At 60.2% G+C, this 22,059-nt stretch carries 22 protein-coding genes; 10 read left to right on the top strand and 12 right to left on the bottom strand.

Translation table 11 applies throughout. The annotated features are described in order from the left end of the window. Together Q9Q94_RS03805 and Q9Q94_RS03800 are read left to right on the top strand one after the other, a co-directional pair. Positions 1–900: a DMT family transporter gene (locus Q9Q94_RS03805; protein WP_305978686.1), complete on the top strand. Its 900-nt coding sequence runs from the start codon at positions 1–3 to the stop codon at positions 898–900. A gap of 1 nt (position 901) precedes the next feature. Next, positions 902–1,798, top strand: coding sequence for a DMT family transporter (locus Q9Q94_RS03800; protein WP_305978685.1), 897 nt, complete (start codon positions 902–904; stop codon positions 1,796–1,798). On the opposite strand, the gene Q9Q94_RS03795 is transcribed toward Q9Q94_RS03800, so the two are convergent. From Q9Q94_RS03795 to aroE, 4 genes are all read right to left on the bottom strand, one after another. Beyond that, positions 1,735–2,673 carry a cation diffusion facilitator family transporter gene (locus Q9Q94_RS03795; RefSeq protein WP_305978684.1) on the bottom strand — a complete coding sequence of 313 codons (939 nt, stop codon included), beginning with the start codon at positions 2,671–2,673 and terminating at the stop codon, positions 1,735–1,737. The two genes, Q9Q94_RS03800 and Q9Q94_RS03795, sit on opposite strands and share 64 nt — an antisense overlap. Before the next feature lie 173 nt (positions 2,674–2,846). Beyond that, positions 2,847–3,296 (bottom strand): CBS domain-containing protein, encoded by a 450-nt coding sequence (locus tag Q9Q94_RS03790; RefSeq protein ID WP_305978683.1) that lies wholly within the window; start codon positions 3,294–3,296, stop codon positions 2,847–2,849. Positions 3,297–3,393: 97 nt separating this feature from the next. Continuing rightward, positions 3,394–4,167, bottom strand: a complete 774-nt coding sequence (locus Q9Q94_RS03785; protein WP_305978682.1) for a sulfite exporter TauE/SafE family protein — start codon at positions 4,165–4,167, stop codon at positions 3,394–3,396. A gap of 68 nt (positions 4,168–4,235) precedes the next feature. Continuing rightward, positions 4,236–5,060, bottom strand: coding sequence for a shikimate dehydrogenase (gene aroE, locus Q9Q94_RS03780; protein WP_305978681.1), 825 nt, complete (start codon positions 5,058–5,060; stop codon positions 4,236–4,238). Between the two features lie 102 nt (positions 5,061–5,162). On the opposite strand from aroE, the gene Q9Q94_RS03775 reads away from it, so the two are divergent. Beyond that, a complete protein-coding gene (locus tag Q9Q94_RS03775; protein WP_305978680.1) occupies positions 5,163–6,074 on the top strand; it encodes a LysR substrate-binding domain-containing protein in 912 nt (303 codons plus the stop codon). A gap of 155 nt (positions 6,075–6,229) precedes the next feature. Here Q9Q94_RS03775 and Q9Q94_RS03770 read toward each other — a convergent pair whose 3' ends face one another. From Q9Q94_RS03770 to earP, 4 genes are all read right to left on the bottom strand, one after another. Continuing rightward, positions 6,230–6,502 carry a hypothetical protein gene (locus tag Q9Q94_RS03770; RefSeq protein WP_305978679.1) on the bottom strand — a complete coding sequence of 91 codons (273 nt, stop codon included), beginning with the start codon at positions 6,500–6,502 and terminating at the stop codon, positions 6,230–6,232. Between the two features lie 29 nt (positions 6,503–6,531). Continuing rightward, the gene (gene rnk / locus Q9Q94_RS03765) at positions 6,532–6,945 is read right to left on the bottom strand and encodes a nucleoside diphosphate kinase regulator (protein WP_305978678.1); all 414 of its coding nucleotides are present in this window, start codon (positions 6,943–6,945) and stop codon (positions 6,532–6,534) included. A gap of 81 nt (positions 6,946–7,026) precedes the next feature. After that, the gene (gene efp / locus Q9Q94_RS03760; protein ID WP_305978677.1) at positions 7,027–7,584 is read right to left on the bottom strand and encodes an elongation factor P; all 558 of its coding nucleotides are present in this window, start codon (positions 7,582–7,584) and stop codon (positions 7,027–7,029) included. Positions 7,585–7,625: 41 nt separating this feature from the next. Beyond that, positions 7,626–8,774 (bottom strand): elongation factor P maturation arginine rhamnosyltransferase EarP, encoded by a 1,149-nt coding sequence (gene earP / locus Q9Q94_RS03755; RefSeq protein WP_305978676.1) that lies wholly within the window; start codon positions 8,772–8,774, stop codon positions 7,626–7,628. 72 nt (positions 8,775–8,846) lie between these two features. Between earP and Q9Q94_RS03750 the strand changes: the two genes are divergently transcribed. From Q9Q94_RS03750 to Q9Q94_RS03725, 6 genes are all read left to right on the top strand, one after another. Beyond that, positions 8,847–9,539 carry a Crp/Fnr family transcriptional regulator gene (locus Q9Q94_RS03750; protein ID WP_305978675.1) on the top strand — a complete coding sequence of 231 codons (693 nt, stop codon included), beginning with the start codon at positions 8,847–8,849 and terminating at the stop codon, positions 9,537–9,539. Between the two features lie 69 nt (positions 9,540–9,608). Continuing rightward, positions 9,609–10,265, top strand: a complete 657-nt coding sequence (gene can, locus Q9Q94_RS03745; RefSeq protein ID WP_305978674.1) for a carbonate dehydratase — start codon at positions 9,609–9,611, stop codon at positions 10,263–10,265. Positions 10,266–10,334: 69 nt separating this feature from the next. Next, positions 10,335–10,895 carry an SPOR domain-containing protein gene (locus tag Q9Q94_RS03740; RefSeq protein ID WP_305978673.1) on the top strand — a complete coding sequence of 187 codons (561 nt, stop codon included), beginning with the start codon at positions 10,335–10,337 and terminating at the stop codon, positions 10,893–10,895. 45 nt (positions 10,896–10,940) lie between these two features. Continuing rightward, positions 10,941–11,612 carry a thiol:disulfide interchange protein DsbA/DsbL gene (locus tag Q9Q94_RS03735; protein WP_305978672.1) on the top strand — a complete coding sequence of 224 codons (672 nt, stop codon included), beginning with the start codon at positions 10,941–10,943 and terminating at the stop codon, positions 11,610–11,612. Beyond that, positions 11,609–12,382, top strand: coding sequence for an SDR family oxidoreductase (locus tag Q9Q94_RS03730; protein WP_305978671.1), 774 nt, complete (start codon positions 11,609–11,611; stop codon positions 12,380–12,382). Before Q9Q94_RS03735 ends, Q9Q94_RS03730 begins: the two co-directional genes overlap by 4 nt. Positions 12,383–12,388: 6 nt before the next feature. Continuing rightward, complete coding sequence (locus tag Q9Q94_RS03725; protein ID WP_305978670.1) at positions 12,389–13,294, top strand: DMT family transporter; 906 nt, start codon at positions 12,389–12,391, stop codon at positions 13,292–13,294. On the opposite strand, the gene Q9Q94_RS03720 is transcribed toward Q9Q94_RS03725, so the two are convergent. The 3 genes from Q9Q94_RS03720 to Q9Q94_RS18015 form a co-directional block, all read right to left on the bottom strand. Continuing rightward, positions 13,277–16,495, bottom strand: a complete 3,219-nt coding sequence (locus Q9Q94_RS03720) for a PAS domain S-box protein (RefSeq protein ID WP_305978669.1) — start codon at positions 16,493–16,495, stop codon at positions 13,277–13,279. The genes Q9Q94_RS03725 and Q9Q94_RS03720 overlap by 18 nt on opposite strands. A 47-nt stretch (positions 16,496–16,542) precedes the next feature. Then, positions 16,543–18,813: an EAL domain-containing protein gene (locus Q9Q94_RS03715; protein ID WP_305978668.1), complete on the bottom strand. Its 2,271-nt coding sequence runs from the start codon at positions 18,811–18,813 to the stop codon at positions 16,543–16,545. Between the two features lie 243 nt (positions 18,814–19,056). After that, complete coding sequence (locus Q9Q94_RS18015) at positions 19,057–19,182, bottom strand: lipoprotein (protein WP_371929814.1); 126 nt, start codon at positions 19,180–19,182, stop codon at positions 19,057–19,059. 56 nt (positions 19,183–19,238) lie between these two features. Between Q9Q94_RS18015 and cyaY the strand changes: the two genes are divergently transcribed. Next, complete coding sequence (gene cyaY, locus Q9Q94_RS03710) at positions 19,239–19,580, top strand: iron donor protein CyaY (protein ID WP_371929813.1); 342 nt, start codon at positions 19,239–19,241, stop codon at positions 19,578–19,580. On the opposite strand, the gene Q9Q94_RS03705 is transcribed toward cyaY, so the two are convergent. Beyond that, positions 19,581–21,869 (bottom strand): penicillin-binding protein 1A, encoded by a 2,289-nt coding sequence (locus Q9Q94_RS03705; protein WP_305978667.1) that lies wholly within the window; start codon positions 21,867–21,869, stop codon positions 19,581–19,583. Positions 21,870–22,059 lie beyond the last annotated feature (190 nt).

Here is a 22,059-nt window from a genome sequence, read left to right as displayed (position 1 = left end):
ATGTTTACCCGTCGTTACAGCCGTCCGGCGGCCGTTGCCGTGATGATTTTTTGCGCTCTGCTGTGGAGCACGGCAGGCGTGCTCACGCGGCATCTGGATGCGGCGCGCAGCTTCGAGGTGACCTTCTGGCGCAGTGCCTTCTGTGCCGTTTTCGTGATCCTCGCCTTGCTGGCGACGCGGGGTCATGAGGCGCTGACCGCCTTGCGCCGGCCGAGCCGGTCCTTGCTCGTATCCGGCCTGTTGTGGGGAGCAATGTTTACCAGTTTCATGATTGCGCTGACCCTGACTTCGACCAGCAATACGCTGGTGGTGAGCTGTGCCTCGCCGCTGCTCACCGCGCTGCTGACTTGGGTGGTTCTGCGCGAGCCGATTGCGGGCGCAACCTGGCTGGCCATCGTGCTGGCGGTGGCGGGCATGGCCTGGATCTTTTCCGGCGGCGTTCAGGCCGGCAGCGCCCGCGATGTGCTGGGCATGTGCATTGCCTTCGTGGTGCCGCTGGCCTCAGCGATCAACGTGATCGTGTTCAAGCGCTCCGGGCATGCGGTGGATCTGGTGCCGGCAGTGTGTCTGGGGGCGAGCTTTTCGGCGCTGCTGATGCTGCCGTTTGCTTTTCCATTCCAGGCGACCCTGCATGACGTGCAGATTCTGGGTGTGCTGGGCTGCTTCCAGCTGGCCCTGCCATGCATGCTGATGGTGGTGGCGGCGCGCAGCCTGTCTGCGCCGCAGGTTTCACTGCTGGCCGAGCTCGAAGTGGTGCTTGGCCCGCTGTGGGCGTGGCTGGGGGCGAGCGAAGTGCCGACCCTGGCAACCTTGCAAGGTGGTGCGGTGGTGATCGCAGCCTTGCTGCTCAACGAACTGCATGGCGTGTACGCAAATCGCCAGCGCATGCAGGTGGCCTGACATGCGGGGGCTGGGTCAGGTTTCCGGCTTTGCCTTTGCCGTGCTGGGCGCGGTGTGTTTTTCGTTCAAGGCCATCTTCGTCAAGCTGGCCTATCGTTACGGCGTGGATGCGGAAACCCTGCTGGCATTGCGCATGGGTTATGCGCTGCCTTTCTTCATCGCGATGGGTTTCAGCATCTCGTACCGTGAGCCACGCACCCTGAGTCGCCGTGATCTGCTGATGCTGCTGGTGCTGGGCGTCACTGGCTACTATCTGGCGAGCTACCTGGATTTCCTCGGTTTGCGTTATGTGACGGCAGCGCTGGAGCGTCTGATCCTGTTCATCTATCCGACGCTGGTGGTCATCCTGTCTGCGGTTTTCCTCGGCAAGCGGGTGACGCGGGCCATGTATCTGCCCATGCTGTTGTGTTACATCGGCATCGCGCTGGCCGTATCGCACGATCTGGACCTGACCCAGGCCGGCAGCAATGTGGCGCTGGGCTGCCTGCTGGTTTTCGGCAGCACTCTTTCTTACGCAATCTATCTGATGCTCAGCGGCGAAGAAGTGAAGACGCTGGGCGCCACGCGTGTGGCGGCGTTCGCCACCAGCGTGGCGTGCGTGCTGAGCCTGTTGCAGTTTGTCGTGATGCGGCCGCTGGCCAGTCTCGCCCAGCCCTGGCAGGTGCATGCTCTGGCTTTGGCCATGGCGCTGCTGTCGACCGTGCTGCCGATCTGGCTGATTGCCGTGGCCATGCGCCGCATCGGCGCCAGCGCGACCTCGATGATCGGCACGCTGGGTCCGGTGCTGACCATCCTGTTCGGCTGGGCCTTTCTCGGTGAATCGCTGGGAACGATTCAGCTGTTCGGTGCGGCGCTGGTCATTGCCGGCGTCGTGCTGATCGGCCGTGCAAAAACCTGATCCGGGCAGGTGCAGCTGGCGTCGCAGGGGTCCGAGTGGATCAGTACGTTGGCGTGGGCAATCACGCTTTCGATTTCAGCCTCCAGCCGGTCACACAGCGCATGAGCATTTTCCAGTGTGCTGTAACGATGCAGGGTGACGTGCAGGTCGACGTGGCGGATCTTGCCGGACTGACGGGTGCGCAGGTTGTGGTAATCGATATAGTCATGCGCGTGGCGGCTCAGTGCGGCGTGGATGGCGTCGATCTCTTCCTTTGGCAGGCTGGCGTCGATCAGCGGCGCAAACGCCCTGGCGATGAGTTCAAAGGCTTCCTTCAGGATGAACAGCGCCACCGCAATCGCCACCAGCGGGTCAAGCTGGTGCCAGCCGGTCAGCCAGATGGCGGCGAGACCGGCACCCACGCCCAGCGAGGTGTAAACGTCGGCCTTCAGATGCAGCGCATCGGCTTCCAGCGCCATGGAATGTTCTTCCCGCGCAACCTTGTAGAGCAGACGCGAAACCAGCGTATTCACCAGCGCCGAGACGAACATCACCGCAACCCCCCAGGCGGCCGCCTCAAGCGGTGCCGGGTTGAACAGTTTGTGCACCGCTTCAACAATGATCCACACGGCGGCGACAACGATCAGCACCCCTTCGATGACGCCTGACACGTTCTCGAATTTTTCGTGCCCATAAGGATGATCTTCGTCCGGCGGTGCATCGGCCAGACGCACTGCGAAGAATGCGATGACGGCGGCAACCAGATCCATCATCGAGTGGATCGCTTCGGAAATGATGGAGACCGAGCCCGACAAAGTCCCCGCGATCAGCTTCAGGGTGATCAGCAGGGTGTTGGAGGCGACGGACAGCAGGGCGACGTTCTTCTTGCGACTCATGGCATGACGGGTGATTTCCGGAGGAGCCGGATTATCACCGGTTTTTGCCCTGAATTTTACTTTCAGACGAAAAATATCCAATCAAATCAACGGTGTATTGAGAACAATACGCATCTCGCAGACAAAACAATGGCCGATCATGCTATCGGCCATGACTGGACGGGGCGGACGCCTCACATCCCCGGGGCAATATCTCCGGCAATGTAGCCTGCCAGCTGGTTGATGGTTTGCTGCTGCTGGTCGATCACGGTCTTGACCGCGTCACCAATCGTCACGATGCCGATCAGCTGGCCGCGCTCGACAACCGGAAGATGGCGGAAACGGTTCTCCGTCATGATCGTCATCACGTCTTCCACGGTCTGGCTGGGCGAGATGGTCAGGAGGTTCTGGGTCATCAACTCGCTGATCCGGGTGTCTCGCGAGTTGCGGCCTTTCAGAATGACTTTGCGGGCGTAGTCGCGCTCGGTAAAGATGCCTACCAGACGTTCGTCTTCAAGCACCAGTACGGCGCTGACATCTTTTTTCGCCATCAACTCCAGCGCCTCGAAGATCGAGGCCTGGGGGCTGACCGAGTGGATCTGCTGATTCTTCTTGGCATCCAGGATCTGGCGTACGTTTGTCATGATCTTCTCTCTGGGTTGGGTTCAGGCGTTTGGGAGCAAGCCCTAGCACAACGATAGATCAGAAACGTCTCACGGTACAACCGCAGCGGGCGGACGCTCAGCTCAGCCAGGGCGCGATTGTCTGCCACAGCAGTTTGCAGAGCAGACCGACTGCCAGAATCAGGAACAGGCGCCGGATCCACTGGTTGCCGCCTTTCATGGCCAGCCGGGCTCCGACGACCGAGCCGCCGATGGCCGCGATGCCCAATGGCACGGCGAGGCCGTAATCGACCATGCCTGCCGGAATCAGGAATACCAGCGTGGCGGCGTTGGTGCCGAAGTTCACAACCTTGGCGCAGGCGGTGGCGCGCAGGAAATCAAAGTGGAAAAAGTGGACGAACAGGAACAGCAGGAAACTGCCTGTTCCCGGGCCGATGAACCCGTCGTAGAAACCGAGTGCCAGTCCCAGTGCGGCGCCCTTGGCGAGATCGGCGCGGATCGGGATGCGGCTGGTGTCGACATGCCCGAGTTGTGGTTTGAACCACGTATAAACCAGCATGATCGCCAGTACCACGATGATCACCGGACGCATCCACTGGGTGGGCATCAGGTTGAGCATGCGCACGCCCATGTAGGAGCCGGCAAAGGCGGTGATCACCGTTGGCAGCATCAGACGCCAGGGCAGGTTCATGTTCCGCGCGTACTGACGGATCGACATGCCGTGGCCCATCACCGATGAGAGCTTGTCCACCCCCATGATCTGGGCGGGTGAAAAAGTGGTGAGGACGTTATAGAAGGCCGGGATGCCGATCAGGCCACCACCACCAATGGCGGCATTGATGGCTCCGGTGATGAAGGAGATCGGCAGCAGGATCAGGAGTTCGTGAGACACAGTGAGGCGGGACCTCGGAAGAACGGAGCAGGGTTATGGGAGCGACGTGAGCGTCGCTCCCACAGGAATCACGCCACACGCAGCGCGGCGATGACTGGAGCGGTATCCGGGCGCTGGCCGCGCCACAGGAAGAAGCACTCGGCGCCCTGTTCGACCACCATGCCCAGCCCGTCGGCGGTCTGGCCGACACCGGCCGCCCGTGCGGCGAGCACGAAGGCAGTTGGCTCTTTCTTGTAAGCCATGTCATAGGCCAGCGAATCCTGGTCCCACACGCCGGCGGGCAAAGGTGGCACATCGTTGGTCATGGAAGACGCCGAACCGTTGATGACCACATCGAAGCGTCCGGCGATGTCGGCGAAACCGCCGCCGGCAAGCCGGATGCCGCGAGCCTGTGCGCCGAATTCGGCGGCCAGCTCCACGGCCTTGCTGGCGGTACGGTTAGCGATGAAGATTTCCGCCGGCTGTTCGTCGAAGAGCGGCAGCAGGGTGCCGCGCACCGCGCCACCGGCGCCCAGCAACAGCACGCGTGCGCCCTTGAGCGAGCGGCCGAGGTTGTGGGTGATGTCGCGCATGATGCCGAAGCCGTCGGTGTTGTCGCCGAGGATCGTGCCGTCGGCGCGCAGCGTGAACATGTTGATCGCGCCGGCCGCGCGGCCACGCGGAGTCAGCTCGTCGGCCAGTTCGAAGGCTTCAAGCTTGAAGGGCATGGTGATGTTCATGCCCTTGCCGCCGCTTTGCTGGAATGCGCGCACCGCCGCTGCGAAGCCATCCAGCTCGCCGAGGATCGCACCGTACTCCATGTCCTGTCCGCACTGTCTGGCGAAGGCACTCTGCAGGGCAGGCGACTTGGCCTGGGCGATGGGGTTGCCGATGATGGCGTAGCGGTCGGTCATGAAAGGCTCCGGGCAGGAAAGCGGAATGGCGATGATCTTAGGTTTGGCGTAACACCCTGTCCAATATATATTTCAGGATGAATTAATCGTCTGGAGATATGAGTGGAGTTGCGTCATCTGCGTTATTTTCTGGCCGTTGCCGAAGAGCTGCACTTCACTCGCGCGGCGGCGCGCCTGCACATCGGCCAGCCGCCCTTGTCCCAGCAGATTCAGGCGCTGGAGGCCGAGCTGGGCGTTACGCTCTTCCACCGCACCAAACGCAGTGTGCAACTGACTGAAGCCGGCCAGCATCTGCTGGGGCGGGCTCGCGAGATCCTGGGTGCCAGCGCTGGAGTCGCCGATGAACTGCAGCGCATTGCACGCGGTGAATCCGGTGAGCTGCGCATCGGATTCACCTCCAGCGGAGTGCTGATCGGCGAGATGCGCCAGGTGCTGAAAGCCTATCGCGAAGATTTCCGGGGAGTGACCCTGCGCCTGCGCGAGATGTATACCCACGCCCAGTTCGCGGCCCTGCAGCGTGGTGAGCTCGATATCGGCTTCGTGCGGTTCAATGAGGTGCTTGCTCCAGCGGGGCTGCGTCTGCTGGAATTGCGGCGTGACCGCCTGTGCCTGATCGTGCCGGAAGATCACCGTCTGGCAAGCCTGCCCGAGGTGTCGATTGCCGAGTGCCGCGACGAATCCTTCATCGGTTATCCGGCGGGCTCCGGTGCCAGTCTGGTGGATTACGTGAACCAGCTTTGCGCCGCTGCCGGCTTCGTTCCCAGAGTGACGCAGGAGGCTCGCGAAGCCCTCACACAGATCGGGCTGGTGGCTGCCGGCATGGGGGTTGCCGTGCTGTCGGCACCGATGGCGATGTTGCGTCTGGGGGGTGTGAGCTTCGTGCCGCTCACGGATGAAGGCGCCGATCTGGTAATGGCTTTGGCGACCCGAAGCGGCGAAGATTCGCCGCGTGTCCAGGGTTTCGTGCAGGCGCTGATCCGTGTAACAGATGTGCCAGTGCAAGGAGGAGGCTGAAGAGCCGCTTGTGGAGCTGTTCTCCGGGCGGCGTGCCTTGAGAGTCATGCCAGATGCCGGTCTGCAGGATGTCTGCCTGTAGAAGCAGGCCAGAAGCGGCTTTGCAGAGAGGGCATTGGAGGGGCCGGTCTGCGCCGCGATGAGACCCCCGGGCCTTACTTGGTAAAGGTTTCCTTGGCCTTCTTGCCGGTTTCCCGGCCCACGTCCGCCGCATCCTTGCCGATGGTTTTGCCGACGTCGGCGGCGCCGTGATAGACCTCGACGGCCGTATCCTTGACGACCTTGGCCGCTTCGACGGCACCTCCGGCCACCGCCTTGGCGCCACCGGCCACTTCACCGCTGGCCGATTTGGCCCCTTCCTTGACGCTCTGGCCGGAGCAGGCCGCGAGCAGAACACACACACCGAGGATCAGGATCTTGCGCATCATGTTTCTCCGTGAAGCTGTCCGGCTTGAGTTTATTGACCGAGCTCTGCGCCGCTGCGCTCGGGCTGCAGCAGCAGTTCGGTCACCCGCAGGCGCACAGTCTTGCCGCTAGGCACCATCCAGTCAATGGCGTCGCCCACGCGCAGGCCCAGCAGGGCCGCACCAATGGGGGTGAACACCGAGATGCGTGCCTTGTCTGTCAGCTCGGCGTCGCGCGGCCAGGACAGGGTGTATTCGTATTCCTCGGGCTCCGGATCGAAGACGAAGCGCACCGTGGAGTTCATGCTGACCACGTCGGGTGGCAGGACGGCAGGTTCCAGCACGTCGGCACGATCAAGTTCAAGCCGCAGCGAATCGGCCGCGGCCACCCCGCGTGTCGCAGGCGAATCGAGCAGGGCGTGGAGGCGGTCGTAATCCAGCGTTGAGAGGATGATGCGAGGTTGCATGGGTGGGTTCTCCAGAGTGCTGCACACAAAAGAAAAGGGGCTGTTGCCAGCCCCTTTTTCTTGATGCAATGCAGGCTGTGCTTACTTCACGCGACTCTTGTACTCGTCGGTGCGGGTGTCGATTTCGATCTTGTCACCGATTTCGACAAAGGCCGGCACCGGCAGTTCAAAACCGGTGGACAGGCGTGCCGGCTTCATGACCTTGCCGGAGGTGTCACCTTTGACAGCAGGCTCGGTGTACTCGACCACGCGGACCACGGAGGTCGGCAGTTCGACCGAGATGGCTTTTTCGTTATAAAACACGACTTCGCACTTCAGGCCGTCTTCCAGATACTTCAGCGCGTCGGTCATGTTGTCCGGCTCGATTTCGTACTGGTTGTACTCTTCGTCCATGAACACGTACATCGGGTCGGCGAAGTACGAGTAGGTCACTTCCTTGCGATCCAGCGAGACGACTTCGAACTTGTCGTCAGCCTTGTAAACGAATTCGGAACCGGCTTCGGTCAGCAGGTTCTTGAACTTCATCTTCACCTGAGCGGCGTTGCGGCCACCCTTGGAGTATTCGGCGCGCTGCACGACCAGTGCATCGGCGCCAACCATCACGACGTTGCCGACGCGGAGTTCTTGAGCGGTTTTCATAAGGACACCTTAAAACGGCGCCCACGAGCGCCTGACTAGATTTACAGAGCCGGGCATTCTAGCAAGTTTTTGCAAAAAATCAGCAGCTTGGATGCAAGATCGCCCTGTGAAACAAGATTTTTTGCCCATTTTTCGGCGTGGGCCTGCAGGCCCGGCAGGGCGGCAAGCAGGGCCGGCCAGTGTGTGCCGGCATCTTTCCCGTCTTCCCAGGCTTGCCAGAAGCCGCGCAGGGCGGCGCTCTCTGCCGGTTCCAGATCAGCACAGTACAGATCCAGAAAAGCCGCCAGCTTGGCCTGATGCACGCCTTCTTCCTGCTGGTAGATGTGCCAGACGAACGGTTGTGCAGCCCACTGGGCGCGCACGAAGGAATCCTCGCCGCGCACGAAATTCAGGTCGCAGGCGGCAAGCAGGCGGTCGTAGTCCGGTTGGGGCAGGAAGGGCAGAAAGCCCAGCCGCAGGCGACTCTGTTGCATGGATTGCGGATCCGGGCGGCTGGCGAGCCAGGCCCGCACCTGCGGCACATGCCGCCCGGCGGTGACGGCGCAGAGGATTTCGCGCTCGCCTTGCGCCCAGGCATCGAGCAGGCCGGGAATGGCCGTGTTCTCGTAGGCGAACAGGGATGCCTTCAAGACCCGCTCCGGAAGCGGCTCTTCGAGCAGCGTGCTCCAGAAGTCTTGCTGCGCGCGCCTGTCCAGCCTGAATGCCTGAAGATCATCGCCCAATGCTGCTTCGCAGAGCAGGCCGCCGGTATCTGGCGTGAAGCCGGGGAAGAAGAAGTGTTTTACCAAGGGCAGGCGTGGATGCGGTGAGGGTAGACCGTGGCTGTCGGCAGCCCAGTTTTCGGCGGTGAGGTATTCAAGGTTGATCCATGCCGGTTTGTGCGCCCGTGCGGCCATCGCGGCGATGTAGGCGTCCGGCGGATCGCAGGCGAAGGCTTCGATGACGATGTCAGCGGCTTCGGCGCGGATGGCCTCGTCCCACGCGCAGATCTGCACGCCGGCGACGCATTGCGTGGCTGAGCGGGCATCCACACGGGCATCAAGGAGCGCGAACACCGCCAGATCATCCACCCACAGACGCACGTGCAGCCCATGCTCGGTGGCGAGCTGGCGGGCGAGTCGCCAGCACACGCCAATGTCGCCGTAGTTGTCGATGACCTTGCAGAAAATGTCGCAGTGAAGGGCGGGCATGCGTGGGGTCGGAGGAGTGAGTGGGCTGTGTTACGTTATGGCACCCCGACATTTTGCAGTACTGGTGCCCCGATGGAAAAACAACTCAAAACCGATGTGCGTGGCCTGCTGGGCCGTTTGCCGCTGTTTGCCGCGGTGGATGTGGAGTCGCTCGACCGCATTGCGGGGAGCGTGACCGAGCATCGTCTGGCGCGCGGCGAGGTGCTGTTCCGCCAGAATTCGCCCTGCACCGGCTTCTATCTGGTCGCGCATGGCCAGATCAAGCTGGCGGTGACGGCACCGAATGGCAACGAGAAGGTGCTGGAGCTGATTCCGGCGCACATGAGTTTCGGCGAGGCGGTGATGTTCCTTGGCCGGCCCTTCCCGGTGACGGCCGAGGCGCTGACCGATTCGCTGGTGCTGGGCGTGCCGCGCGAGCCGGTGCAGGAGCTGATCGATACCGACAAGCTGTTCGCCCGCAAGATGCTTGCCGGCCTGTCGCTGCGCCTGCATTCGCTGGTCAAGGACGTGGAAGGCTACGCGCTGCGTTCTTCGACCCAGCGCCTGATCGGTTACCTGCTGGGCGAGGCCGGGGCCGAGGACAAGGCTGGCGCGCTGGAAATCGATCTGCCGACCAGCAAGCAGGTGCTGGCCTCGCGCCTGTCGGTAACGCCTGAAACCTTTTCGCGCATCCTGCACAATCTGAGCAGTGCCGGGCTGGTCGAGGTCGAAGGCAAGACCATCCGGGTGCACGATGTGGCCCGTCTGCGCGATTTCGAGGCTTGAGGTGCCGGGCGAGGGAATCACCACCTTCCGCTAGAATCCGGCTTCGGTCATACAGAAAAAGAAACCAGAATGAGCATTCCCCTGCAAGATTTGCTGGCGCGCAACCGTGCCTGGGCGCAGAACGAGCGGGATAACGATCCGGAGTATTTCTCACGCCTCGTTTCCCAGCAGAATCCGGAATTCATGTGGATCGGCTGCGCCGATAGCCGGGTGCCGGCCAACGAGATCATCGGACTGGCGCCAGGCGAGGTCTTCGTGCATCGCAATGTGGCCAACGTGGTGGTGCATACCGATCTGAACTGTCTGTCGACGATCCAGTACGCGGTCGATGTGCTGAAGGTGAAGCACATCCTGATCGTCGGCCACTACGGCTGTGGTGGCGTGATGGCCGCGATGCAGGGCATGCGCATGGGATTGGTGGATAACTGGCTGCGACATGTGCAGGACGTGCGCGACAAGTACCGGAACTGGCTCGGCGGCGTCGACGACGTGACCGAGCGCGCGGCGCGCTTGTGCGAGCTGAATGTGGTGGAACAGATGCTCAATGTCTGTGAAACCACGGTGTTGCGGGATGCCTGGGAACGGGGTCAGGAGATTACCGTGCACGGCTGGATGTACAGCCTTGCGGATGGCGTGGTGCGCGAGTTGGGCGCCGACGTCGAACGCAGCGATGATCCCATGGGTGTGTACGAGGCGGCAGTGGCCCGGATCATGCGGCGCAGCTGAGCTGGCGGGGCCTGGCGGCAAGACAACAGCTGCGGGTTATACTCGGCAAACTTTTTCGAAGGGAGTGGCATGCTCTGCAATACCGGTACTCAGCGCAGCCAGCGTGGCAATACTCTGTCAGGCCTGTTGATCGGCTTGCTGATCGGGGTTGCGATTGCAGCCGGCCTGGCGCTGTACATCAATTTCGGGCGTACGCCTTTTGTCAGCAAGCCTGAGGTCCAGCCGGTGCGGCCGGTTCAGGGCGCGCCGGCGGGCCAGAGTGCGCCGATAGTTCTGCCAGGCAAGCCGGGGGACCGGCCGGTGGAAAAGCCGAAATTCGATTTCTACAAGATATTGCCGGGCGGCGAAGCCGCCTCGGCTCCGGTGCTCGACAAGCCTGTCGAGGATGTGCCGGAGAAGATCTATCTGCAGGCTGGGGCGTATCAGAATCCGTCGGATGCGGACAATCTGAAAGCCCGGCTGGCCTTGATGGGCATCGAGGCTAGCGTGCAGCGGGTGGATCTGGCAGCCAAAGGAATTTTTTATCGTGTGCGTCTGGGAACCTTTGCTACAGCGGATGCTGCCGAATCAATGCGGGCGCGTCTGGCGACCGAAGGGATAGAAGCTGCGATTGTGCGGTCCAAGCCTTAGCGCCCGATCGGGCGTCTTATCGAAACGAGTCTGGAGACTTCAATAATGCAACGTCGTCACACCCTCAAATTTCTCGCCATCTCTGCCTTGCTGGTTTTGGGCGGCATGAGTGCCCAGGCCCAGCAGCAACCGGCCTATCAGACCCTGAACCCGTCGCAGCCAGGGGGCAGCAACGGACAGATCGAGGTCGTCGAGTTCTTCTCTTACGGTTGTTCGCATTGCGATCACTTTGATCCTCTGCTGGCCAAGTGGCGCAGCGAGCAGGCCAAGGATGTGGTGTTCAAACGCGTGCCGGTGTCTTTTGGCAACCCCGCCTGGGGTGCCTTGGGGCGCATCTATATCACGCTGAATGCCATGGGTTTGTCCGACAAGCTGGATTCGGCCGTGTTTGATGCGGTACATCGTGGCCGGGTCAAGCTGGATGATGAAAAGGCGCGTAATGAGTGGCTGACCAAGCAGGGTGTCGATGTGCGCAAGTTCAATGACACCTGGCGTTCGTTCAGTGTTGATGCACAGGCCAAGCGCGCCGAGCAGCAGGCGAATGAATTCAAGGTCATGGCCGTACCGGCACTGGCGATCAATGGCAAGTACATGATCGAAGGTGGTGACCCGCAATCTCTGGTAACCGCCAGCATGCTGATCGGCAAGATGCGTGGTGCTGCGCCAGCTCCGGCTGCCGCACCTGCACCGGCCGCACAGAAACCCGCTCGCAAGTGAGCGCGCCGCAGCGCGTATTCATCACCGGCGCTTCCAGTGGAATCGGTGCGGCCTTGGCGCGAGCTTATGCCGCGCGCGGGGCTACGCTTGGGCTGGTGGCCCGGCGTGCCGAGGCGCTGGAGGCGCTGCTGGCCGGCTTGCCCGGTGAACACGGGATCTACGTGGCCGATGTGACTGCGCCGGAACAGCTGGCAGTTGCCGCGCGTCAGTTCATCGAGCGCTTCGGTTTGCCGGATGTGGTGATTGCCAACGCGGGAGTATCGGCCGGTACGCTGACCGAGGAGCAGGGCGATCTGGCCGTGTTCGAACGCGTGTTGCGTACCAACCTGCTTGGAATGGTGGCGACATTTCAGCCTTTCATCATGGCGATGCGCCGTGCACACGCCGGTCAGCTGGTGGGAATCTCCTCGGTGGCGGGTGTGCGTGGTCTTCCCGGTGCTGGCGCCTACAGTGCTTCCAAGGCTGCGGTGAGCCGTTATCTGGAAAGCCTGCGGGTTGAGCTGCGTGGCAGTGGCGTGCGGGTCAGCGAGATCCGGCCGGGCTATATCCGGACGCCGATGACGGCGGTGAATCGTTACGCAATGCCGTTCATCATTGATGCCGACGATGCAGCGCTGCGTTTCATCCGGGCGATCGAGGGCGGTGCTGCGCGCAGTACGATTCCCTGGCAGATGGGTGTTGTAGCGAGGCTGCTGGCGCATGTGCCATGCTGGCTTTATGACATCTTTGCAGCCAGGGCCGGGCGCAAGCCACGTGGCCTGACTCTGTAGCTGCCTATGTCTGTCGATGTGCCACGCGGCATTTTTCTGCGTCTGGTATTGACCACCCTGTTCTGGGGGGGGACCTTCATTGCCGGGCGCTTTCTGGCTCAGACCATGCCGCACTTTGTAGCGGCTACTCTGCGCTTCTGCTTTGCATTGGTGGGTTTGCTGGGGTATGCATGGAGCAGCGGACGGCGCATCGTGTGGCCGGGGCGCGGTCAATGGGGAGTGATGCTGACGCTGGGGGCCAGCGGCATCTTTGCCTATAACGCAGGCTTTTTTGCAGGGCTCGGGCAGGTCTCGGCAAGCCGTGCGGCGTTGATGGTGGCGGCCAGTCCGGTGCTGACGCTGTGTGCCGTGCAGTGGCTGCAGCGCTCGCGCTGGGCTGCACGGCAGGTACTGGGTGTGCTGCTGTCGTTCGTCGGTGCGGTGATCGTGGTTTCGCACGGGGAGCTCGCCAGCCTGTTTGCCGGGGCGGTGGGGCTTGGCGAGTTGTATATCTTTGGTGCGGTGGTGGCGTGGGTGGTCTACACCTTGATCTTGCGTTATCGGGCACAGGGGCTGGACGCACTGTCCCTGACTTTCTGCTCCATCCTGTGCGGTACCGTGCTGCTGGCGGTGCCAGCTGGCTTTGAATGGCAAGCCGCGCACTGGCAGTTGCCAACGCTGGCTGCGTGGGGGGCCATTGCGTACATGGGCTTGCTGGGTACCGCGTTGTCGTTTGTCTGGTACAGCCAGGCGGTGGCGGCAATCGGTGCAGCACGTGCGACGCAATTTACCAATCTGGTGCCCGTGTTTGGCGTGCTGCTGTCGGCCTTGTTGCTGGGCGAACCTGTGCTGTGGGCCAGTATTGGCGGAGGTTTGCTGGTCGTGCTCGGGGTGATGACCGCCAGTCGTGCGTCTTCAGGCAAGGGAGCCTGAGAGAGGCTCTGGTGGCTGCTCTGCGGCAGGGGCGCGCAATGGCAGATGCAGGGTAAAGAGGCTGCCTTGCCCAAGCGTGCTGCTTACCCGGACTTCACCACCCAGAATGCCGGTGATGATGTTGTGCACGATGTTCAGCCCCAGGCCCGTACCATCGCGTCCCAGCTTGGTGGTGAAAAATGGATCGAAGATCCGGCGCAGGTTCTCCGGGCTGATACCGATCCCGTTGTCACGGCAATGGAAGAGGATGTGATCGCTACCTTCCATTTCAACGCTGAGAGTGATCTGGCCCTCTGTACGCCCTTCAAAAGCATGCAGGATGGCGTTGTTAAGCAGATTGGCAACGACCTGACCGAAGGGGCCGGGGTAGCTGTCAAGCTGAATGCCCGGAGGAATCTGGCAGTCAACGCAAAAGCGGGTCTTGCGGAATACCGGGTGCATGGTGACGATGATTTCGCCGACGACTTCGGCCAGATCGAATTTGCGCCGTTGTGAGCTGGTCTGATCTACCGCGACCTGCTTGAAACTGGAGATCAACTCTGCTGCGCGACCCAGATTGCGCATCAGAATGTCAGCGGCGGTGTCCGATTCGGCGATGTGTGTGTCCAGCGTGGAGCGACGCAGACCGGCAGCGAGTTCGGCACGGAAGGTCTGGTTGGAGTCGCGCAGGGTGCTGGCCACCATCAGGCTATTGCCGATTGGCGTATTCAGTTCGTGAGCGATACCGGCAACCAGTGACCCCAGCGCGGCGAGTTTTTCAGAACGCACGAGTTCATCGAGGGTCCGCTTGAGGCGTTCAAGAGTTTTTTCCAGTTCGGCGTTGGCGTCAGCCAGCGCGTGGGTGCGCTCGACAACGCGGCGTTCCAGTGACTGGTTGAGCTCTTCAACCTGCCGTTGCGCTTCCAGCAGCGGGGAGACATCAACGGTAGCGACCAGCAGACAGGCATCCTCCCCCATGGTGACCGGGCGGACGTAGATCTGGCAGTCGCGGATGTCTCCATCATGGGTGCGCAGGCGCATTTCGGCGCCGGAGACTTCTCCTGCGCTGGCGAGCAGATCCAGCACCCACTGGCGTTCGGCAAGGTCAACATAGATCGGGGTTTCAGCGACGGTGCGGCCAATGATGTCAGCGCGCTGATAACCGAAATGGGCAAGGAAGGATGGGTTCAGATCTAGGCAGATGCTGTCCGACCGGCGCAGCAGGGCAATCGGGATCGGGGCGTACTGGAAAATTGAAAAGAATTTCTGTTCGCTGTGCTGCAGGGCCTGCAGGGTGCGCTGACGCAGCATCTCGGTGGCGGCGCGCGCGGCACCGAGCTCGATCAGTGATTGCACACCGGCAGCCTGACTGAGCGGGTTCTCAAAGAGCATCAGGATGTGCCCCAGGGTGTGCTCCGAGCTATCAATGATGGGCTCGATGATCAGGGCTTCGGTTCGGGTGCTGCCAAACAGGGCAGGATCGCGGCTGATGGCTTCGTAGGCATGGTGCTTGAGCATGAGCGGGCCGTCCGTGCTGACCCGGCCACCGAGGGTGCCACGAAGTGGATGGCGTCCTGGAACGATTGACCAGCCTGGAGATGTCCAGTTTGCCTGGATGGTGAAGCTGTCTTTGTCATGGGTCGCAAGGTAGGCGGCCTGGGCGCCTGCGCCGCGCGCAAGAATCAAGAGCAAATCTTCAAAAAAGGCTGCTGATTCGACATCGGCATCAATCCGGGCCAGATTGCGCAGAGCGTCGGCCATGGCGCGACGATCGGTGATGTCAGTGAGCAAGGCAACCCATTGCAGTACGTGTTCGCCATCGCCACGAATGGGTTGCAATTCAAGCGAAACCCAGCGGTTCTCGCCGACGGGGCTGGAGAGCGACAGTTCCAGACCGCTGAGCATCTGCCCGTTGAGCATTGCTGCTTCAAATTCCGGGATGCGGGCACTCCCTTCAGGACCGGCCTGCCCGCGCAGGACATCACCCAGGTGGGCGCCCAGTACGCTTTCTCCCGCACCGGCGCAACGTTCTTCAAAAGCCTGGTTGAACCATTCGATACGACCGTCAGCACCCGTCAGCGCTACCAGATTGGTGGTCAGGCGCACCACCGTGGCCAGCCGGCGGATCTCGTCGTCGGAGCGTTGGCGTTCGGTAATGTCTTCGACCATTGCCACGATCCGCTGCCCCGCACCAGAAGAGTCCCGGATCAGGCTGTTGTACCATTGACAGACGATTTGAGCCTGGTCGGCACGCCCGCAGCGCAGCTTGATATGTGCGTCGGTTATGGCACGATCCAGTTGCTGGTTGAGGCTGTCTTCGGGCAGAGGCTGGATGCGCGACATGAGTATGCTGGCATGGCGCCCGAGCACCTCTTCGCGGCGCCAGCCGAAAATGCGTACGGCCGCGTCGTTCCAGTCCAAGATATGCCAACCCAGATCAAATTCGATAACCGCCAGCGGACTTTGTTCAACCAGCGTGCGCAGGCGTTGTTCACGATCACGCAGGGCGGCCTCAACACGCATGCGTTCGCGCAAATCGACCTCCAGCGCGCGATTTTTCTGCTCCAGAGTGCGGAACAGACCCTGCAGGGCCTGGCGTGTGACTTCGAGCTGGGATTCGACCTGGCCGATTTCGTCAGCCCGCAGGGGCTGTATGGGCTTGTCGAGTTCTCCACGGGCCAGCGCTGCAGCCTCATCGCTCAGTCGCAATAGCGGACGTCCGACTCTGCGCTGCAGGACGAAAAGAATCAGCGCTACGCTGACAATCAGTTGCAGACTGAGGACCCCAGTCGAGGTAAGTAGCTGGGTTTGCAGGCTCTGCTTCAGGGGGGCCTCACTCAGCTCAAGGCGAATCCGGCCAATTGTTTCGCCACGGTGCAAGACCGGCCGTTCCAAGGCGTGAATCTGGCCCTCGCGGCGTTCTGGAGCTTCGCGGAAGACAAATTTTCCAAGCCGTGGATCAAGAACCTCAATACTGACCAGCGCGGGGTCTTTCATCAGTGCTTCAACCAGGGCGGTGGCAGAGTCCTTGTCCAGCGCCCACAGGCTTTCGCGGACTCCGAGGGCAATCACATCCGTGTTGTGTTCCAGGCTGCGCGTGACCTCAGTATTGAGTTTGTCACTGTAGAAAAAGCGCGCGAGAACCAGCCCGGCGATAATCGCCGGCAGCAGCATGCCCAGCAATACGGCAATGATGACTGCACGTCGGACGGTGAACTGCACGGTGCTACTCCTCCTGCTCGGGTCTTGTAGACTTGCTGGATAACGGTTTATGCGTCGTTTGGAGCGCCGCCGTCCGGGCTACATACCGGGTAGGCGCGCAGCCAGTCAATCAGTTGTTGCGGTTCCATCGGGCGGGCGTAATAGAAGCCTTGCGCATCCTCGCAGCCAAGTTGAAGCAGGATATCGGCCTGCTCTTGCTCTTCAACGCCTTCGGCCAGTACAGTCAAGCCCAGCTTGTGCCCCAGCTGGATGACGAGTTCGGGAATGCGACGTGCACGTTCGCTATGGGTGATTTCCGCGACGAAAGCTCTGTCGATTTTCAAACGATCGACCTGCAGGCGCTGCAGGTAGGACAGAGATGAAAAACCGGTACCAAAGTCATCAATGGCGATCCGCACGCCCAGTCCTTTGATGCTGTCCAGCGTCTTGGCCAGCAGGTCGGCTTCTTCCATCGCCATGGACTCCGTGATTTCCAGTTCGATCAGGCGCGGATCAACGCCGCTATCCGCCAAGGCTCCCTGCAGCGCAGCCAGGAAGCGTGGATGGCGGAATTGCCCGACCGAGACGTTGATCGCCATGGAGAGATTCTTGAAGCCATGCCGGGACAGTTCGGCCTGCTGGAAACAGGACATGCGCAGAACCCAGTCTCCGATACTCACGATCATGCCAGAGTGTTCCGCGATCGGAATGAAGCGACTTGGTTCGATCAGGCGGCCATCTTCAGCTCTCCAGCGCAGCAAGGCCTCGAGCCCTATGACCTGACCTGTTACGAGAGAAATCTGTGGTTGGTAGCACAAAAACAGGCGCTGTCTTTCAATGGCTACGCGCAGGGCTTGCATCAGCTTTGAGCGTTCGCGAATTTCGGTGGCCATATCACGTGTGAAGAACATGTATTCTCCACGGGCGTGAGTTTTTGCCCGGCGCAAGGCAAGGTAGGCATCCTTGAGCGCTTCGGCGCCATTGCCGTCAACATCCACAAGATGAGCGATGCCCATCGTGGAGGCGATCATGAGCTCTTGTTCCTGAATTACAAATGCATCGCGGAACAACGCCTGAAGGTTGGCGGGAAGCAGCAGCTCAATCTGCCCCAGCACAGCAAACGTGTCGGCCGACAGACGAGCCAGGGTGCATTGCGGTCCGAGAATGCTGCGGATACGTTCAGCGACGGCCTTCAGCAGTTCATCTCCGTATTGATGTCCCAGTGCGTCATTGGTTTCGGCAAAGCCGTCCAGATCTATGAGTGCAAGACTGTAGCGGCCCCGCTCGCCGCCAAGCAGGCGCTCGTCGAGCTTGTTGATCAGACTGCGACGGTTGGGCAGGCCTGTCAGCGAGTCGAAATATGCGTAATCGTGAAGCTGCGAGAACAGGAGCGTGTTCTCCAGCCCAATTGAAATGTTGGTGCAGAAGACTTCAAGCAGCTGTCGGCTGCTGTCATCAATGTCGATCGGAGCATCCAGATAGGCAGCCATGTTGCGGTGTGTCCGGCTGCCGAAAAACAAGGTCGTGCTATCAGCTTCGAAAATGTGGTGTTCTTCATCCAGGCAGCGATTGAGGCTGTTGAAGACGCGTTCATTACCGATCTCATCTATCGGCAGATTGATCAGTGAGGCATACCTGCCGGCTGCGGCAATAACCAGCGTGCCATCTTCAGCAAGCTCTATCTCTGGCGGCCTCTGGACACAGATCAGACCTTCTGGCATCACTCCAAGCAAGGCTGACATTTGAGTGATGATCCCCGCAGCGAAGTTGCGGATGCCTGATAACGCGAGCAATTCGCCGCTGGCGCGGACAATCAGATCCAGACCACGTCGATTTTCATTGATGGTTCGGATCTGCCGATAGGAGCGAACGGCCGAGGTCAGCGCCGTGAATAGCTTGTTGCGGGTGAGCTCCGACTTGGTCTTGTAGTCGTTGATGTCATAGTCGCGAATGGCGTCCATTTCCGGGGCATAGCCTGGTTGCCCCGTGCGCAGGATGATACGGGTTTCGCCCATGCCGAAGTCTTCGCGGATGATGCGGACCAGTTTGAGGCCGGAGTCCTCTTCTTCCATCACGACGTCGAGAAGAATGACGGCTATGTCGCGATCATTCGTGAGGATGTCACGCGCTTGAGCGGCGGAGTCTGCGTGCAGAAAGGTAATCGCACGGCCCAGGATCTCCGTTCCCCGCAAGGCGAAGGTGGTCGTGGTGTGAACGTCGGGATCGTCGTCAACAATCAAGACTCGCCATGGGGGCGGATGGCCCGATTGTTTGCCGACAGGGCGCTCGGCCGGATCTCCGGCGAACAGCAACTCGTCATCAGCTGTCTTGGTTACCATGTAACGTCTCCCGTGACCCGGTGTCGTGTTGCAAGTGACAGATGCAGCGCCGAAAGGCGCAGGGCAGCAGGTCAACAGCGACTTTATCGGCCGATAGCCCTGTTCCTTGAACAGGAGCCTGTGTGTCTCAACAGTCTTTCTACCATCAGCAGGCAGCCAACGGCGCGGCCAGAGGACGTAACGGAATGCACTTGCCCATGCGGGCAGGAGGTCATGCGGATACGGCTAAAATGCAAAGGAGAATCAAGGCCTGCCTGCAGGGGGTGATTGCGTCGTGCCGGGTTTGACAGGCTGGGGGAGCTCCAATGCCCCCTTGATGCCGCAGGCGGTCAGGACAAGGCAGAGAGTGATCAGGGGCAGGATGCGCATGGGCGGGTTACCGAGGCTGTAGAAGTAAGGACCAATCTTAACAAAGGAAGGTGTGCATGATGGGCGAAGAGGATTTTCTGGCGGCGGCAGAAACGCTATTGCTGCAACTGGAGGACGCAATTGAGGCTGCCGCCGCTGCGGCTGAAATCGATATTGATATCGAGGTTCAGCCTGGTGGAATTCTGCAATTGGAGTTTGAGGATGGTTCGCAGATCATCATTAATCGCCATGCCGCTGCGCGTGAGATATGGGTAGCCGCACGATTGGGAGGTTTCCATTTCCGGCCAGAAGGTAAGGTCTGGGTAGGCACGCGTGATGGGCTTGAGTTGTGGACCTCTCTGTCAAAGCAGCTTTCCCTGCAGGCTGGTGTGCCGGTTGTGCTGGCCCGCAGGGATTGATCACGGTGTAGCGGCTGCCTGACTTTGTGCTTCGACAGGTGTTTCACGCGGTAGATGTTCTTCATAGATGTAGTCAGGCCCTTCTTTGTCAAAAGCGGGCTTGACCTCCACCAGACCGGGAGGCGGGACCATATATTGTTCGGGCTTGTTCTTCAGTGCCTGACGCATGTAATCGACCCACATCGGTAGCGCCAGCAGGCCACCGGTCTCACCCGACCCCAGCTTTTTAGGCTGATCGAACCCTACCCAAGCGATGCCCACAAGCGTCGGCTGATAACCACAAAACCAGGCGTCGACATATTCGTTGGTTGTCCCCGTTTTTCCGGCCAGATCACCGCGCCCGAGGGCCATGGCTTTACCCGCCGTGCCACGACGTACGACATCTTTCATCATCATGTCCATCAGGTAAACATTACGTGGGTCAAGCACACGTTCGGCTTCGTCGCTGCCCGCAACCGGGGGATCGACTCTGGCAAGAACGTTGCCGCTGTTATCCAGCATTTCCTTGACGATGTAAGGCCGGATACGGTAACCGCCATTGGCGAAACTGGCATAGGCTGCGGCCATCTGCCAAGGAGTGACCGATCCTGACCCAAGCGCCAGGGTCAGGTAAGGCGGATTCTTGGCTGGATCGAAGCCAAAGCGGCTGGTGACATAATCCTGAGCATAAGCCGGGGTTATTTCCTGCAGGACGCGGATGGCGACCATGTTTTTAGATTTGGCGAGCCCCGTGCGCAGACTCATTGGCCCATCATATCTGCCATCATAGTTGCCCGGATTCCAGGCTTGGCTACCGGTTGCTTCTGCCGAAAAGCTGAGCGGTGCATCGTCAAATACGCTTCCCGGAGTGAAACCCTTATCGACTGCCGCCGAAAAAATGAAGGGTTTGAAGCTTGAGCCGGGCTGACGCCAAGCCAGCGTGGCATGGTTGAATTTGTTGCGATTAAAGTCAAACCCTCCGACCAAGGAGCGAATGGCTCCATCGTGTGGGTCAAGGGAAATGAAAGCGCTTTCAACTTCAGGGGGCTGCACGATTTGCCAACCCTTGCTGGCTTTTACAATGCGGATTATTGCCCCAGGCGTGATGCGTTTTTGCTGCGGAGCATTGTCAGCAAGCATGGCTGCGACGTATTTGAGAGAGTCTCCCGCTATGTCTATCGTTTCGCCACCACGCAGATACGCACGAATCTTCTGACGAGAGGCCTCCGTTACGATAGCCGCGCGCATTTCATCCAGGTCGGGGAAGGGCTCTATCAGATCTTCCAGCGTGTCTTCCGGGTTGTCTTTCAATGCAGCCAGATCGACATGGGCTTCTGCTCCGCGGTAGCCGTGGCGCCGCTCGTAATCAATCAGGCCGCGACGCAGGGCTTGATAAGCGGCTTGCTGATCCGTTTTTGTGATGGTGGTGATTACGCGAATGCCATTGGTATAAGCCTCGTCCTTGAATTGTTCGTAAGCCAGTTGTCGAGCCATTTCAGCGACAAATTCGGCGTGCAATTGGGGGGCGGAAGGCTGCGTGGCATTTTTCCCGATGGCCAATTGCAGAGGTTCCTTAAGTGCTGCCTCCAAAGATTGATCATCTATGCGTCCGAGTTCGTGCATGCGACGCAGTACATAGTGCTGGCGCGCCGTTGCACGCTCGGGATTGACGACGGGATTATATTTGGAGGGGGCTTTGGGTAAGCCAGCAAGCATGGCCGTTTCTGCCAGGCTCAGCTTTCCGAGATTTTTCCCATAGTAAGCTTGCGCGGCTGAAGCGAAGCCGTAAGATCGTTGCCCGAGATAGATCTGGTTGATGTAAACCTCCAGGATCTGTTCTTTGCTAAGACTGCGTTCGATTTTCAGTGACAGCAGAATTTCATACAACTTGCGGCTGATAGTTTTTTCTCGGCTCAGATAGAAGTTACGAGCCACCTGCATAGTAATGGTGCTCCCTCCTTGCTTGCTTGCGCCCACTAGATTCAGCAGAGTGGCACGGATCAGCCCGGATACATCAACGCCGCCGTGTTCAAAAAAACGGTCATCTTCGGCAGACAGAATTGCGTACTTCAGGTTGTCAGGAACATCCCGTATGGCGACAAAGGTGCGACGTTCCTCGCCAAATTCACCTATCAATGCTCCATCGGCGGTATATATGCGCAGTGGAATGCGCGGCTTGTAGTCGGAGAGCGCTTCAAGAGAGGGCAGTTTGGGCCATGCAAAAGACGCGGCCACGGCGATAGCCGCCACTCCCAACAGGGGAATTCCGACTACGGCAGACAAACACAGGACAAGCAGGCGATTACGCATGAGACTCCTTCAATCAAGCCGCAATTATATGCGTCTCGGAGAGGGGGATAGGTGGGTATGACAGGCGGCAGGCAACCTCCTTCGGGCAGGAGCCTCTACCGTTCGGCGCCGTTATGCTTTACTTGTATTGCAACTTACTGTTAGGATTTAAAGTAATTTATTGTAAGTGCGCCTAAGTTTCTGAATTTAA

Origin of the sequence: Uliginosibacterium sp. 31-16 (assembly GCF_030730865.1) — a bacterium.
GTDB lineage: Bacteria > Pseudomonadota > Gammaproteobacteria > Burkholderiales > Rhodocyclaceae > Uliginosibacterium.
The sequence above is the reverse complement of the archived record's forward strand: the minus strand, read 5'-3'. Positions and strand labels throughout refer to the sequence as shown.